Source organism: Actinoplanes sp. NPDC051494, from assembly GCF_044454705.1.
Taxonomy (GTDB): domain Bacteria; phylum Actinomycetota; class Actinomycetes; order Mycobacteriales; family Micromonosporaceae; genus Actinoplanes.
On the sequence record NZ_JBITDZ010000001.1, the window covers coordinates 205,285 to 219,713 of the forward strand.

Annotated in this window: 10 protein-coding genes; 1 reads left to right on the forward strand and 9 read right to left on the reverse strand. The window is 69.9% G+C overall.

The genetic code is table 11. The annotated features are described in order from the left end of the window. The first annotated feature begins 29 nt into the window (after nucleotides 1–29). Nucleotides 30–473 carry an SRPBCC domain-containing protein gene (locus tag ACIA6A_RS00990; RefSeq protein ID WP_396095292.1) on the forward strand — a complete coding sequence of 148 codons (444 nt, stop codon included), beginning with the start codon at nucleotides 30–32 and terminating at the stop codon, nucleotides 471–473. A gap of 9 nt (nucleotides 474–482) precedes the next feature. Here ACIA6A_RS00990 and ACIA6A_RS00995 read toward each other — a convergent pair whose 3' ends face one another. From ACIA6A_RS00995 to ACIA6A_RS01035, 9 genes are all read right to left on the reverse strand, one after another. Beyond that, entirely contained in the window at nucleotides 483–1,373 is an 891-nt protein-coding gene (locus tag ACIA6A_RS00995; protein WP_396095293.1) for an LLM class flavin-dependent oxidoreductase, read from the reverse strand. Between the two features lie 45 nt (nucleotides 1,374–1,418). Further along, nucleotides 1,419–1,793, reverse strand: a complete 375-nt coding sequence (locus ACIA6A_RS01000; protein ID WP_396095294.1) for a hypothetical protein — start codon at nucleotides 1,791–1,793, stop codon at nucleotides 1,419–1,421. Nucleotides 1,794–1,866: 73 nt separating this feature from the next. Further along, nucleotides 1,867–4,110, reverse strand: a complete 2,244-nt coding sequence (yicI, locus tag ACIA6A_RS01005) for an alpha-xylosidase (RefSeq protein ID WP_396095295.1) — start codon at nucleotides 4,108–4,110, stop codon at nucleotides 1,867–1,869. Nucleotides 4,111–4,122: 12 nt separating this feature from the next. Beyond that, nucleotides 4,123–5,004, reverse strand: a complete 882-nt coding sequence (locus ACIA6A_RS01010; protein WP_396095297.1) for a carbohydrate ABC transporter permease — start codon at nucleotides 5,002–5,004, stop codon at nucleotides 4,123–4,125. Beyond that, on the reverse strand, nucleotides 5,001–5,903 hold the full coding sequence (locus ACIA6A_RS01015) for a carbohydrate ABC transporter permease (RefSeq protein ID WP_396095299.1): 903 nt from the start codon (nucleotides 5,901–5,903) through the stop codon (nucleotides 5,001–5,003). Before ACIA6A_RS01015 ends, ACIA6A_RS01010 begins: the two co-directional genes overlap by 4 nt. Beyond that, nucleotides 5,900–7,198: an extracellular solute-binding protein gene (locus ACIA6A_RS01020; RefSeq protein WP_396095300.1), complete on the reverse strand. Its 1,299-nt coding sequence runs from the start codon at nucleotides 7,196–7,198 to the stop codon at nucleotides 5,900–5,902. Before ACIA6A_RS01020 ends, ACIA6A_RS01015 begins: the two co-directional genes overlap by 4 nt. Nucleotides 7,199–7,420: 222 nt before the next feature. Next, the gene (locus ACIA6A_RS01025; RefSeq protein ID WP_396095301.1) at nucleotides 7,421–8,428 is read right to left on the reverse strand and encodes a LacI family DNA-binding transcriptional regulator; all 1,008 of its coding nucleotides are present in this window, start codon (nucleotides 8,426–8,428) and stop codon (nucleotides 7,421–7,423) included. A 40-nt stretch (nucleotides 8,429–8,468) separates the two neighbouring features. Next, nucleotides 8,469–11,348 (reverse strand): beta-galactosidase, encoded by a 2,880-nt coding sequence (locus ACIA6A_RS01030; RefSeq protein WP_396095302.1) that lies wholly within the window; start codon nucleotides 11,346–11,348, stop codon nucleotides 8,469–8,471. Then, on the reverse strand, nucleotides 11,348–14,278 hold the full coding sequence (locus ACIA6A_RS01035) for a glycoside hydrolase family 3 C-terminal domain-containing protein (RefSeq protein WP_396095304.1): 2,931 nt from the start codon (nucleotides 14,276–14,278) through the stop codon (nucleotides 11,348–11,350). The genes ACIA6A_RS01030 and ACIA6A_RS01035 overlap by 1 nt, the downstream gene beginning before the upstream one ends. Nucleotides 14,279–14,429 lie beyond the last annotated feature (151 nt).

Consider the following 14,429-nt stretch of genomic DNA (forward strand, 5'->3'; position numbering starts at 1 on the left):
TTTACAGTCACAGTAAAAAGGGGATGGCGATGAGCGAGTTCCGGATCACCCGCGACTATCCGCATCCGATCGAGCGTGTCTGGCGTGTGCTCACCGATCCCGAGCTGGTCCCGCGCTGGACCACGACCGGCCGGGGCGGCCGCCCCGAGGGCTTCGCGCCGGTCGCGGGCACGACGTTCCGGTTCGTCGCCGAGCCGGTGGCGGGCTGGCGCGGCGTCGTCGACTGCGAGGTCCTCGAGGTCGGCGCGCCGGCGCTGCTGCGCTACTCGTGGATCGGCGACGAGGGGGCCGCGCCGAGCTTCGTCGCCTACCGCCTCCGGCCGATCCCCGGCGGCACCCGTTTCACCTGGGAGCACACCGGTTTCACCGGCGTCGGCGGCTTCTTCATGGGCCGGCTCCTGCGGTCGGTGCGGGCCACGATGCTGACCGTGGCGTTACCCTCGGTCCTCGACGATCCCGAGCTCCCGGCCTGATCACCCCTGCTACAGCAAACCCTGGTCACGCACGATGGACAGCACCGTGTCCATCGCCTTGAGACGGTCGGCGCCGGTGCCGAGCAGTCCGTCCGGCACGATCAGCTCGTCGAGGCCGATCCGGCGGTATTCCTCGACGGTCGCGGCCAGCTGCGCCGGGGTGCCGCCGATCGCCGGCGGGCCGGCCTGCGGCACCGGGCCGTCGACCACGACCAGGGCCTGGGCGGTCCGTGAGATCGCGGCCGGGTCCCGGCCGACCGCGGCGCAGTGGGCGTCGAGCACGGAGATGCGGTGGGCGATCGTCTCCGGCAGGCCCCAGCTGTTCCACAGGTCGGCGTGCTCGGCGACGATGCGCAGCATCCGCTTCTCGCCCTTGCCACCGATCAGCAACGGCAGCGGGTCCTGCAGCGGCTTGGGCTCGCAGACCGCGTCGGTGAGCTGGTAATACGTGCCGTCGATGGTGGTGCTCGGCTCCCGCAGCAGGCCGCGTAGCACCAGCAGCGCCTCCTCGAAGCGGTCCAGGAGCTGCTTGACCCGCGGCAGTTCGATGCCGTACTGCTCGTGCTCGTTGACCTGCCAGCCGGCGCCGACGCCGAGCGTGAACCGTCCCCCGCAGATGTGGTCGGCGGTCGCGGCCATGTTCGCCAGCAGCGCCGGGTGCCGGTACGTGTTGCCGTAGACGAGGGTGCCGATGCGCACCCGGGGCACGACCGCACCCAGCGCGGCCACGAGGGAGCCGGCTTCCAGGACCGGATGGCGCGGGTCGACGCCGGGGGAAGCGTTGGGCATGAAGTGGTCGGCGACCCAGACGCCGTCCCACCCGGTCGCCGCCGCGTGCTGGGCGACCTCGAGCATGTCGGAGTAGGGCTGGGCGGCACCGGGCCAGATCGAAACGCGCATGGCCCTAGCTTGTCACGGCCCCAGCTTGTCACGGCCCGGGCGCCCTCACAGCCGGGCCCGGCGGGCCTCGCGCAGCCGCAGGCCCAGTTCGTGCAGCTGGTCACTGTCCGCCTCGGCCCGGGCGAGGGCCTTCTTGGCGGTCGCCGAGGCCTCCTGACTGACGGTCAGCGCCGCCATCCGGGCGTCCTCGTAGGCGCCCTCGGCCTGGTCCGCGGCGGCGACCAGGCACAACGCCGTGGGGTCGGCCCGGTAGGCCTCCCGCAGCTCGCTGAGCCGTTGCTGCGCCCGGGTCTCGTCCAGGTGCGCGGCCTGCTGTGCCACGAGTGCCTGCCTGACCACGACGTCGCGGTCCAGCGACCGCAGGGTGATCTCCGCCCGCAGCGCCTCGTACTCGGCGAGGAGACGCTCACACTCCGACATGACCGCAACGTATCACCGGTCATCAGTGCGATGGTGGACCCGGAGTGCGACGGAACCGGGTCCACCATGGAGTTCACACCGCGATGTCGACGCTCTCCCGGTCCGCCGGGACATCGACCGGTTCCGAGGTTCCGATCTGGACGCGCCACGGCAGTTCCGCGCCGGAACGGGTCACCCGGAGGTGGGACGAGGACACCGTCACGGTGAATTCCGTGGGATCGGGCCCGGGTACCCGTACGGTACGGGTGCCGTCCTGGGGCTCGAAGAGCCGCAGCGTGATCCCGTCGCGGTAGTCGTAGTCGGGCCGGTCCTCGCGGGACCCGACCGCGATGACCGCGCCCGGCCGGACCAGCAGCGGCACGCTGGCGAAACCGTGCGTCTCGGTGATCCAGCCCGGTCCCTCGACGGTCTCGCCGGTGAGGTATTTCGTCCAGCGGCCGGCCGGGACGTAGTAATCGGTGTCGCCGGCCTCGCTGAACACCGGGGCGACCAGCAGGTCGTCGCCGAGCATGTACTGCCGGTCCAGGTGGGTGACCGCCGGGTCGTCCGGGAAGGACAGCGCCATCGGCCGCATCACCGGCAGGCCTTCGTCGTGGGCGCGGTGGGCGGCCGCGAACAGGTACGGCATCAGGCGCAGCTTGAGCCGGGTGAACGCGCGCAGCACCTCGACGGACTCCTCGTCGAACAGCCACGGCACCCGGTACGTCTGGTTGCCGTGCAGCCGCGAGTGCGAGGTGAGCAGCCCGAACGGGATCCACCGCTTGAACACCGCCGGGTCGGGCAGGCCCTCGAAGCCGCCGATGTCGTGGCTCCAGAAACCGAACCCGGACGCGGCGAGCGACAGCCCGCCGCGCAGGGTCTCGGCCATCGACTCGTACGTGGCGGAGTTGTCGCCGCCCCAGTGCACCGGGAACTGCTGGCCGCCGACGGTCGCGGACCGGGCGTACAGCACCGCCTCGCCCTCGCCGCGGGTCTCCCGGATGATGTCGAACACGCACTTGTTGTAGAGCTGGGCGTAGTAGTTGTGCATGCGTTCCGGGTCGGAGCCGTCGTGCCAGACGACGTCGGTGGGGATCCGCTCGCCGAAGTCCGACTTGAACGCGTCGACGCCCATCTCCAGCAGCACCTTGAGCTTGCCGGCGTACCAGGCGGCGGCGTCCGGGTTGGTGAAGTCGACCAGCGCCATGCCGGCCTGCCAGCGGTCCCACTGCCACACGTCGCCGTTCGCGCGCTTGACGAGGTAGCCGTTGGCCATGCCCTCGGCGAACAGCGCCGACCGCTGGGCGATGTACGGGTTGATCCAGACGCAGGTACGCAGCCCGCGGTCGGCCAGGCGCTTGAGCATGCCTGGCGGGTCGGGGAAGATCCGCGGGTCCCACTCGAAGTCGCACCAGCTGAACTCGCGCATCCAGAACGTGTCGAAGTGGAACACGCTCAGCGGCAGGTCGCGCTCGGCCATCCCGTCGACGAACCCGGTGACCGTCTCCTCGTCGTAGCTGGTGGTGAACGACGTGGTCAGCCACAGCCCGAACGACCAGGCCGGGGGCAGTGCCGGGCGGCCGGTCAGCGCGGTGTACTTGCGCAGCACGTCGGCCGGGGTGGGACCGTAGATGACCAGGTAGGACAGCGACTGGCCGGCGACGCTGAACTGGGTCCGCGACACCACCTCGGAGGCCACCTCGAACGAGACCTTGCCGGGGTGGTCGACCAGGACGCCGTACCCCCGGTTGGTGAGGTAGAACGGCACGTTCTTGTACGCCTGCTCGCTGACGGTGCCGCCGTCCTCGTTCCAGATGTCGACGCTCTGACCGTTCTTGACCAGCGGGCCGAACCGCTCGCCGAGCCCGTAGACCGCTTCGCCGACGCCGAGGTCGAGCTGTTCGTGCACGTAGTGCTCACCGTCGGCGGTGTCGACGATGCCCATGCCCTTCCAGCCGGAGCCGGTGAGGCGCTTGCCGCCGGCGAGGAAGTCCAGGCCCCAGCGGTCACCGTCACGGAATTGAGCGGTGAGCGCGCCGGAGGTCAGGCTCGTCCTGTCGACGTGCGGAGCGTTGGCCGTCTCCTCGATGGAGAAATTCGGGAACGCCGGGCGCGCGCCGAGGAAATGGCCCAGCGTGACCCGGATGACGTCGGGCGCCGGGGCGGTCACCGTGACCGTGATGATCGGGGCGTCCAGGGTGTCGCTGCGGCTCTGGACCCGTTTCGCGGGGGCGAACACGGTCAGCGACGTCTCGTCGTGCCGCGAGTCCTGCAGCTGGGCCGGGTGCAGGACGGTCAGGCCGTCCCGCTTGCGCCAGTAACCGTCGGTGAATTTCAACGAGGCCGTCCCTTACTTGATGGCGCCGGCGGTGATGCCGCGGGTGAGGGTGCGCTGGAAGATCAGGAAGAAGATCAGGGCGGGCAGGATGCCGATCAGCCCGGACGCGCTGGTGGTGGTCGCGTCCATCAGCCGGTCGCCCTGCAGCACGCCGAGGGCCACCGGGACCGTCTGGTTGTCGTTGGACACCAGGAAGATCAGCGGCAGGAAGAACTCGTTCCACGTCCAGATGAAGAAGAACGTGAACAGCACGGCGAGGGTGGGCCGGCTGACCGGGACGACGACGCGCCACAGCGTGAGCCAGCGGCCGGCGCCGTCGACCTCGGCGGCGTCCAGCAGCTCCCGGGGGAACTCCTCGTAGACGCTGGTCAGCAGGTACGTGCCGAACGCGCTCTGGATCACCGTGAAGATGATGATGATCGAGATCGGGCTGTCGTACAGGTGCAGTTCCTTGGAGATGTAGTACAGCGGGTAGACCAGCACCTCCTGCGGCAGCAGGTTCGCCACCAGGAAGAACACCAGGAACCAGATCCGGCCGCGGACGCGCCCGATGCCCAGCGCGTACGCGTTGAACACGCTCAGCAGCACGCCCAGCACCGCCACCGACAGGCTGGTGACGAGGCTGTTGAAGAGCTTACGGGTGAAGTCGATGCGCTCCCAGAAGTCGATGATGCCCTGGAAGCTGATCGACTCGGGCAGGGCGAGCGGCCCGTTGTTGGCGTAGTCGGCCGGCGTCTTGAACGCGTTGACCGTGATCACCAGCATCGGCGCGATCACGAGCAGCAGCAGGGCGAGCAGGATCGCCAGCACGACCCAGCGGCCGGGGCTGCGGTGCTTCTTCGCCCGGGTCGCCGGGGGCGCCTGCGTCGGCGGGGCGGCGGTGATGACGCTCATGAGCGGGACTCCTGGCGGTTCTGCAGGCGCAGGAACACGATCGCGAGGATCACGATCATGACGGTGAGCACGGTGGAGATCGCCGAGCCGTAGCCGACCTGGGCCTTCTCGAAGAAGTTCTTGTAGGCGAAGTACGACGGGACGAGCGTGGCGTTGCTCGGTCCGCCGCCGGTCAGCACGAACACCTGCCCGAAGATCTTGAGCGCGGCGATCGTGGTGGTGACCAGCACGACGTACAGCTCGGGGCGGATCATCCGGACCGTGATGTGCCGGAAGCGGGACCACCAGCCGGCGCCGTCCAGCGCCGCCGCCTCGTACAGCTCCGGGTCGACGCGCTGCAGGCCGGACATGAACATGACGATCGGGTAGCCGAACTGGAACCAGATCATCACGCCCATGACGCTGAACAACGCGTAGTCGGGGTTGCCGAGCCAGTCCCGGCTCAGCGAGCCGAGCCCGACGGTGTCCAGGATCCGGTTGAGCGCCCCGAAACTGGGGTGCAGGATCCAGACCCAGATGATGCCGGTGACCGCGACCGGCAGCACCTGCGGCAGGTAGAACCCCGAGCGGAACAGCTTGGCCCAGCGCTCACCGAGCACCTTGGCGACGTAGTCGAACAGCACTGCCGCCATGACCAGGCCGAAGAACGTCGGGATGATCGCCATCGCCACGATGAGCAGCAGGATGTGCCCGAACGACGCCCAGAACAGGTCGTCGGCGAACAGCCGGGTGTAGTTGTCGACGCCGATCCACTTGGCCTCGCCGATGCCGTTCCACTTGGTGAAGCTGACCCCGACCGTCATGATCAGCGGCACCACGATCACCGCCAGGGAGGCCAGCACCCCGGGGATCAGGTAAAGCCCGTAGCCGGCGTTGCGGCCTCCCTGTCGCGAACTCATTTGCCCAGGTCCGCCAGGTTCTCGTCGTACGGCTTCTGCAGGTCCTCGAGCAGCTTCTGCGGCGTGCTGGACCCGTTGATCAGGCCCTGGACCCCGGAGGTGAGGGTGTCCTGGAACCCGGGGGCCGGCCAGTCCGGGTAGAACGCCAGCCCGTCGGCGGCCGACAGCTTCGCGAAGTTGTCGATCAGTTCCTTGTTCTTGTCACCGGTGATCGCCGCGGTGTCCGCCGCGACCGGCACGCCACCGCTGTTGCCCAGCAGGTTCTGGATCTCCGGCGTCATGGTGATGTCGATGAAGTCGTACGCGAGCTTCTTGGCCTTGCTCTTCTCCGGGACGACCCAGAGGTTGCCGCTGGATCCGGGGTGCAGCGAGCTGCCCGGGAACAGGAACGTGCCCCACTCGAAGTTCTTGATCTCGTCGGCAAAGCGGCCGTACCACCAGGAACCCGAGTACATGATCGGGAACTTGCCCTGGATGAAGCTGACGCCCATGTCCTCGGCCTTGATACCGGCGGAGTCCTTGCCGATGTAACCCTTGGCGACCCAGTCGGCGTACGTCTGCGCGGCGTACGTGAGCTGCGGGCCCTTGAAGTCGACCTTGTTCTTGTACAGCTGGTAGTCGTCGACCCAGGCCCGGTCGGCCTTGGACAGCGCCAGCTCGTAGAAGATCTGCTGGGCCGGGTACTCCGCGCCGCCGTTCGCGACCGGGGTCACCTTGTTCTGGACGAACGTGTCCATGGCCTTGGTGAACTCCTCGTACGTGGTCGGCACGGCGAGGTTGTACTTCTTGAACTGGTCCTTGTTGTAGTAGACCATCACGTACTCGCCGTAGTTGGGCACGCCGAAGAACTTGCCGCTGCCCATGATGCCGTCGTCGTCGTACTTGGCGGTGGTCTGCAGGCTGGGCGAGAGCTTCTTGTCCCAGCCGCGCGCGGTGACCTCGTCGGTCAGGTCGGTCAGCAGGCCCTGCTTGCTGAGCAGGCCGGACGTCGCGTTGCCCTTGTTGTACTCGAGGATGTCCGGCGCGCTGTCGGAGTTGAGGATCATCCCGGCGTTCTGCTGGATCTGCTCGAAGCTCTTCTCCTCGAACTTCACCTCGACGCCCGGGTGGCTGGTCTTGAACAGCTCGATCGCCTTGTTCCAGGCGATGCCCATGGCGCTGTTGGGCGCCTCGTAGTGCCAGAGCGTCAACGATTTCGCGTCGGCGCCCTCGTCGCTGTCGCCGCCGGAACCGCAGGCGGCGACGCCGAGGGACAGGGAAAGTATCAGTGCGATGCCGAGTCGTGGTCTGAACATGCCGTCACTCCCAGGGGGTGGCTTCCGGGACCGTCGAAGCGCTTCGACACAGCATGATCGAAGCGCTTCGACGATGGGGCTGGGGCAGACGCTAGGTTTTGCTGCCCACCGATGTCAACAGTGTGTCCTGGAGATTTCTCGACGGATCCCCGTCCCACCAGGCTGGACGGCCCCCTCCGCCGGCCGGGCGCGGCAGATCGCCGGGTACGTCCCGGGCCGGGCCTAACCGGGCGGTGGCGCGCAGCTGTCGCGTTCCACCAGGATCGGGGGCAGCAGGCGGGCGCCCGGGGCCGGGCGGCCGTCGAGCAGGTCCATCGCCGTCTGTACCGCCAGCGTGCCGACCTCGTGGGCCGGGATGTCGGCCGACGTGAGCCGCACCGGCCCGGCGGTCGCCACGTCGCGGGGGCAGACCGCCACGATCGACAGGTCGCCGGGGATGCGCCGCCCCCGCGCCCGCAGCTCCTCGAGCAGCGGGCCGAGCGCCTCCTCGTTGTGCACCACCAGCGCGGTCGTGCCCGGCTGCTCGGTGTCGATCCAGGCCAGGCAGTCACGCACCCCGGCGGTCCCCGGCTCGCAGGAGTGCGCGACCGTCTCCAGGCCGAGCTCCCGCGAACCCTTGGTGAAACCGTCCAGGAACCGGCCCGCGTACGTGGTCCCGCGTTCGTAGACCGACGGCGACGGACCGACCAGCGCGATCCGCCGGTGCCCGTGCCCGGCCAGATGCGCCAGGCACTCCATCGCGGTGGCGGCGAAGTCCAGGTCGACACACGCGATGCCGGCCGGGTCGTCGGGGAGCCCGATCAGCACCGACGGCTGCTTGAGCGCGCCGAGCGCCGGGAGCCGCAGGTCGTCGCTCTCCACGTCCATGACGATCAGCGCGTCGACCATCGTGGCCCCGGCGACCCGTTCCAGCCCGGAGGTGCCCTCGTCCTTCGTCAGCAGCAGCACGTCGTGGTTGACCGCGCGCGCCGCCGTCACCACCGCGGTCACGAACTGCATGATCACCGGGACGTTGACGTCGGCGCGCAACGGCACCACGAGGGCCAGCACGCTGGTCCGGCTGCTGGCCAGCGCCCGGGCCCCGGCGTGCGGGTGATACCCGAGGTCAGCGATGGCCGCACGGACCCGCGCACTGGTCTCGGCGGAGATCGGCCGGCGGCCGCTGAGCACGTACGACACCGTGCTCATCGACACCCCGGCGGCCCGGGCGACGTCGCTGATCGTCGGCATCGCCCCTCCCCCGTCCCGCGTCCTGTGCTCCGAGCGCATCCTAACGACCGGCCACATCCGAGACCGGCACTCCACCACGCCGCGTGCCCGCGGTCACCAGCCGGGGTGCACCCAGGCTCCCCGCACGGTCGGCGACCACGGCCAGGGCCAGCGTGTTCGTGCCGTGCTCACGCAGCAGCCCGGCCGGGAGGACGAAATCGGTCTGCGGGCCGATCCCGCCGCCGTAATGACCGAGGTTCCACCCGTTCAGGAACAGCTGCACCCGCTGCCCGGCCGGCGGCGGGTCCGGGAAGCGCAGCGCCACCGACGTGTCCTGCCCGCGGGGCAGGTCGAGCCGGAATGCGGTACGCCGCCAGGTGACCCCCACCGGGACGCCCGCGGTGGCCCGGGGCCAGCCCACGTCCCGGAACTGCGGCAACGTCCAGCCGTTGCGCTCGCCGTACAGGCCGCCGGTGTTGAGCGGGCCGCGCATCGGGTCGGCCAGGTCCTCGCCGCCCCGCGCGCCCTGGATCCGCCAGGTGACCGGGGCAGTGGCCCCGGCGACCGAGGCCCGCACCAGCCCGCGCGGCTGCCGGAACCGGTCGTCGTCGGCGGTCCAGTCGTCGTTGTTGCCCATGTTCTGCACGAGCACCGAGACGACCGCGGGCTTCCCGGCCCGCAGCAGCCCGGCCGGGACCGCGAAGTGACCGGGCCCGGGATCCGGGTTGGCCGGGGCGTCGGAGTCGGCCTGGGTGCCACCGGCGGCCGAGCCCAGGAAACGTCCGTTCACCCACACCAGGTACGTGCCCCGGCGGCCGGTGACGGCGTTGAGGTCGACGGAGGTCTCGGTGCCGGCGGCGGTGAACGACCCGCGGTACCAGACGGCCCCGCTGTGGAACCCGTAGTCGTCCGACGCGAGGCCGGCGTCCGCGACCCGCCAGGCCGCGTCGTCGAAGCGCGGCTGGGCCTCGGGAGCCTCCGCGTGTTCCCGCCACCCGGTCAGCACGGGCAGCCGGACCGGCGCCGGGCCGGCCACGGACCCGGTCACCGAGCCGCTCGCGGTCCCCCGCACGGCCAGCGCCCGCCCGTTGACCGTCACGCCGCGTGACCGCCCGCCGGACCACACCTCCAGCTCGCCGCGCTTCGCGGTGTCCGCCCGCAGCGCGAGCGCCCCACGCTCCAGCTCGGCGGAGCGCAGCAGGTCGGTGCCGCGGACCAGGACCGGGCCGGCGGACGTGTCGGCGCGCCAGAACGTGGCGGCCTCGGCGTCGGTGCCGAGCATGAGCAGCAGCGGGCGGCGGCCCCCGCCGGTGATCAGGACCCGGGCGAGCCCCTGGTGGGTGTAGGACAGGCGCAGGTCTCCCCCGGCGAACGAGGACGAGACCCGGCCGTCGAGCACCGTCACCCGGGGTCGGGACGGGTAGCGCAGGACCGTCTCGCCCGCGGTGCCCTCGGTGCCGTACAGGACGGCCACGTCACGGCCGGCGATCGGCTCGTGGGTGAGGATCTCCGAGGTGGAGTACGCGAGCCGCTGGCCGCCCAGGTCGTAGCCGGCGACCAGGATCTTCGCGTCCCGGCCGAGCAGCCGTACCGGCACCGCGTAGTGGCCGTCCGGCGTGGTCCAGTCCAGCGTCGACGTGTCGTCGGACCGCGCCGCGCGGTCGGTGTGGCGCAGCAGCACGAACTGCGTACCCGTGTCGGGATCGGTCCGGGCCGCGGTGCGCAGCAGCGGATTGCTCGACGCCGGGCCCGTCGTCGCATCGGTCTTGCGCAACGGGGTCAGGGCGCGCAGGAAATAGCCCTGCCGTTTGAACTCGTCGTATTTCGGGGTGAGCTGGCGGGCCTCGGTGATCGCCGCGCCGTAGTCGTAGGACGTGTAGACGTCATTGGGCTGCCCGAGCCAGCCCCAGTTGGTCCCCCCGAAACCCATGTAATAGCTCAGCGCGGTGGCGCCGCTCTCGATCAGATTGTTCTTCTGGAAATACTTCATGTACGCCGGGCCGGTCAGCTCCCGGCACTTGTCGTATCCCGCGTTGTTCAGGTCGATCGCACCGGCCTGGTATTCGGCGGCGAAGACCGGCGCGTCGGCACGGATCCGTTCGGTGACGCCCTCACCCCAGTCGCCCCAGACGGTGGCCGCGTTGCCGCAGTCGAACGTCTGGGGGTAGTCGTCGACACCCGGGATCTGCACCGCGCCCGGCCCGGATCCCCAGGTCGAGGCCCAGGACGCCGCGTCGCAGCAGACGTTCGTGGTGACCGGCACGTCGATGCCGGTCGCGCGGGCCAGCGTCTGCAGATCTTCCATGTACTGCGCGTCGGTGTTCGCCTGGTATTCGTTCTCGACGTTGTAGAGCAGCACCGTTCCGCCGTGGGTCACCTGGTGCCGGGCGATGATCGGATTGATCCGGCCGAGCCATTCCCGATACGCCTCGGTGTATCCCGGAGCGCTGCTGCGGGCCCGGCCCGGGACCCGTTTGAGCCAGGCCGGGAAACCGCCGCCGGTGGTCTCGGCATTGATGTACGGGCCGGGCCGGGCGACCACCCACAGACCCAGATCCTCGGCGGTACGCAGGAGGCGCTCCACGTCACGGACGCCGGTGAAGTCGTACACGCCCCGTTTCGGGGAATGGTAGGCCCAGTCGAAGTACAGCGACACGGCGTTGAATCCGGCCGCTTTGTACTTCTCGAGCACATCGCGCCACAGGTCGGGACTGGGCAGCCGGAAGTAATGGAACTCCGCGGCGTTGAGCAGCACCCGTTCGCCGTCGATCATGATCGAGTGGCTGTCGTAGGTGACCCTGGGCTGAGCAGCGGGGGACGGGGCTGCCGGGGACGGGGCTGCCGGGGACGGGGCTGCCGGGGACGGGGCGGCCCGGGCGGGAGTCCCCCATCCGGACACGCCGAGGACCGCTACGAGCAGCGCTGTGAGCAGGCGCCGCATCATCGCACCCGGAATTCGGCGATCCGGATGCCGTTGCTCAGGACCAGGTAGATGTCGCCCCGGGCCCTGGGCAGGGTCGCGCTCGTCGTCGCGTACACATAGCGGTCGCCGGTGGAATCGACCTGGGCCGTGCCGAGTAGCTTGCCGGTCGGTGAACCCTGCCGGATCTGGATCGTGCCGGTCCCGGCCGATTCCTTGGCGACCTTCGCGGTGAACGTGCGACCGGCGACCGCGTCCTTGAACGCGATCCAGGTGCCGTCGGCGTTCGAGCCGACCGCGGTGCCCCTGGGCTTGGACTCGTCGACCAGCGTGGCACCCTGGTAGGTGTCGAACGCCTCGGCCCGGGTGGTGCGGGTCAGGTCGCGCGGCGGGATGGTCTCACCCTTGACGCGCAGCGTGCCGCGCTGGCGGATGTCCGCCGAGGACGAGCCGACGAGCACGTCGTGGGTGGCCGACTCGACCACCCAGCGCTGCCGGGTGACGTCCCAGTGGGCCAGGTCGTCGCGGTCGAAGCGCAGGGTTACCGTGCGGGTCTGGCCCGGCTTCAGGTTGACCTTCTGGAACGCGCGCAGCTCCTTGACCGGCTGCTTGTCCCGCGAGGTGCGCTGGTGCGTGTAGAGCTGCACGACCTCGTCACCCGCGACCCTGCCGGTGTTCGTGACGTCGACGGTGACCTTGGTGCCCTGCACGCGCAGGTTCCGGTACCGGAAGTCGGTGTAGGACAGGCCGTGGCCGAACGGGTAGAGCGGCTTGACCTTGCTGTACAGGTACGTCTGGCCGGTCGTGATGATGTCGTACTGGTTCAGGTCCGCCGGCAGCTGGGCGTCGGAGGCGTACCAGGTCTGGGTGAGCCGGCCGGCCGGGTTGGTCGTGCCGAACAGCACGTCGGCGACGGCGTGGCCGGTCTCGGCACCCGCGTGGGTGGTCCAGACGATCGCGGGTACGTGCTGCTGCGCCCAGTTGATCGTGTCCGGGTAGCTGGTCTGCAGCACCACGACGGTCCTCGGGTTCGCCTTCAGCACCGCCTCGAGGAGTTCCTGCTGGCCCTCCGCGAGCGCGGTGGTGGTGCGGTCGTCGGCCTCACGCCCGTTGATGAACGGCATGCTGCCGACCACCACGACGGCCGTGTCCGCGCTCTTCGCCGCCGCCACGGCCTGGTCGATGCCGCTGGTCAGCACCTGCTTCTCGAAGTGCGCGGCGCCCTCGGCGGTGGCCGAGCCCAGCGTCAGCGCGCCGTCCGCGCCGACCGTGAGGTACGTGTTCGCGCCGAACCAGCTCTCGCTCGTCTCGTTGCCGGCGTAGTGCAGCACGACCGTGCCGTCGGCCTGCTCCTCCAGCTTGAACTGCTGTTGCACGTACCAGCCGTTGGGCTGTTCGTCGCGGGTCAGGAACGGCCCCCAGTTGTAGCCCAGATAGCGTCCGCTGGCGACGTTGCGCAGCGTCGACACGCCCTGTCCCCAGTCGACGGCGTCGAACTGGGCGGCGGCGTCCGCGGTGGTGCCGGTGGCCGTCACGGGCGTGGTGTCGGTGGTGCCGGTCGAGGTCACGTACCGTCCGGTGGTCACGTCCTTGAGCGCGATCCGGTCCGAGCCCTCACTGGTGGTCACCGACCCGGCCCGCTCCCGGATCCCGTCCGCGGCGGTGACCTGGTACGGCAGGTGGCCGCCGTACCAGTCGTTGTAGAGCACGTCGCCGAGCGGCCCGACCACCGCGACCTTCTTGCCGGTGGCGAGCGGCAGCGCCCGCTTGTCGTTCTTGAGCAGCACCATCGCCTCGGCCGCGGTCTCGCGGGCCAGAGCCTGGTGCGCCGGGGCGTTGATGACGTCGGCACCGATCCGCGCGTACGGGCCACCGTCCGGATCGAACTCACCGAGCCGGAACCGGATGCTCAGCGCGTGCCCCGCCGCCCGGGTGATGTCACTCTCGGCGATGAGACCCTGCTGCAGCGCCGTCTTCAGCGCGGTGGCCATCGGCTCACCGTTGGCATCGTTGATCGTGAAGCTGTCCAGCCCGGCCTTGACCACCGCGGCGTTCGCCTCCGGCTGGGTGGCGAAGTACTGCTGCGAGCCGGTCAGGTTGTACGGCGCGTACGCGTCACTGACGTTGAACAGCGGCTTGTCGCTCCACGAGCGGACCAGGCCGGCGAGATCGGGGTCCACCGTGGCCGGGCGCCCGTTGATCAGGTTGTAGGACGCCATCACCCCGGTCGCGGCGCCGGCCTCGAGCGCGGGCTTGAACGCGGCCCGGTCGTACTCGTTGAGCACCCGCTGCGGCACGTTCGACGACGTGACGTCGCGGCCCTTCTCGTTGTTGTAGGCCAGGTAGTGCTTCAGCGTCGGCGCGGTCTTGATGTAGCGGGGATCGTCACCCATCAGCCCTTTCCCGTACGCGGTGGAGATCGCGCCGGTCAGCAGCGGGTCCTCCGAGTAGCCCTCCTCGTTGCGGCCCCACCGGGGATCGCGCAGCAGGTTGACCACCGGGGCCCACAGGTTGAGCCCGAACACCCGCTCGTTCTGCTGGTGGTAGCCGCGCGCCTCGTCGGACACGACGTCACCGACGCGCTCCAGCAGCGCCGGGTCCCAGGTGCTCGCCAGCCCGACCGCCTGCGGGAAGGAGGTGCCGCTCGCGGTGACGACCGCACCGCCGTTGTCGGCGTCGTTCGACCACGCCACACCGTGCAGCGCCTCGGTGCCGGCCTTGAACAGTTTGATGCCCAGCCGCGGGATGGCCGGCTGGTACTGGTGCAGCAGCGAGATCTTCTCGTCGAGGGTGAGCCGCCCGACCAGGTCGCCGACCCGTCTGTCCAGGCTCAACCGCGGATCACGGAACGGATACTCGGGCCCGGCCAGCGCGGCGCCGGGCACCAGGGGCAGCGTCAGAAGAGTGAGCGCGACCGCGGCCACGCCACGTCGCAGGAATCTGTTTCGCATGGTCATTTTCCTTCGCGGAGGACACGCGGAATCGCCCCTCCCGGATCACCTTTTCCGGAAAGGGTGCGAACAGTTATGGCAGTTCAACCGGTGTCGAAGCGCTTCGACAGACAGGCCGGTGCCGGGAGCGGGAATTGCGGTGGATGGTTGC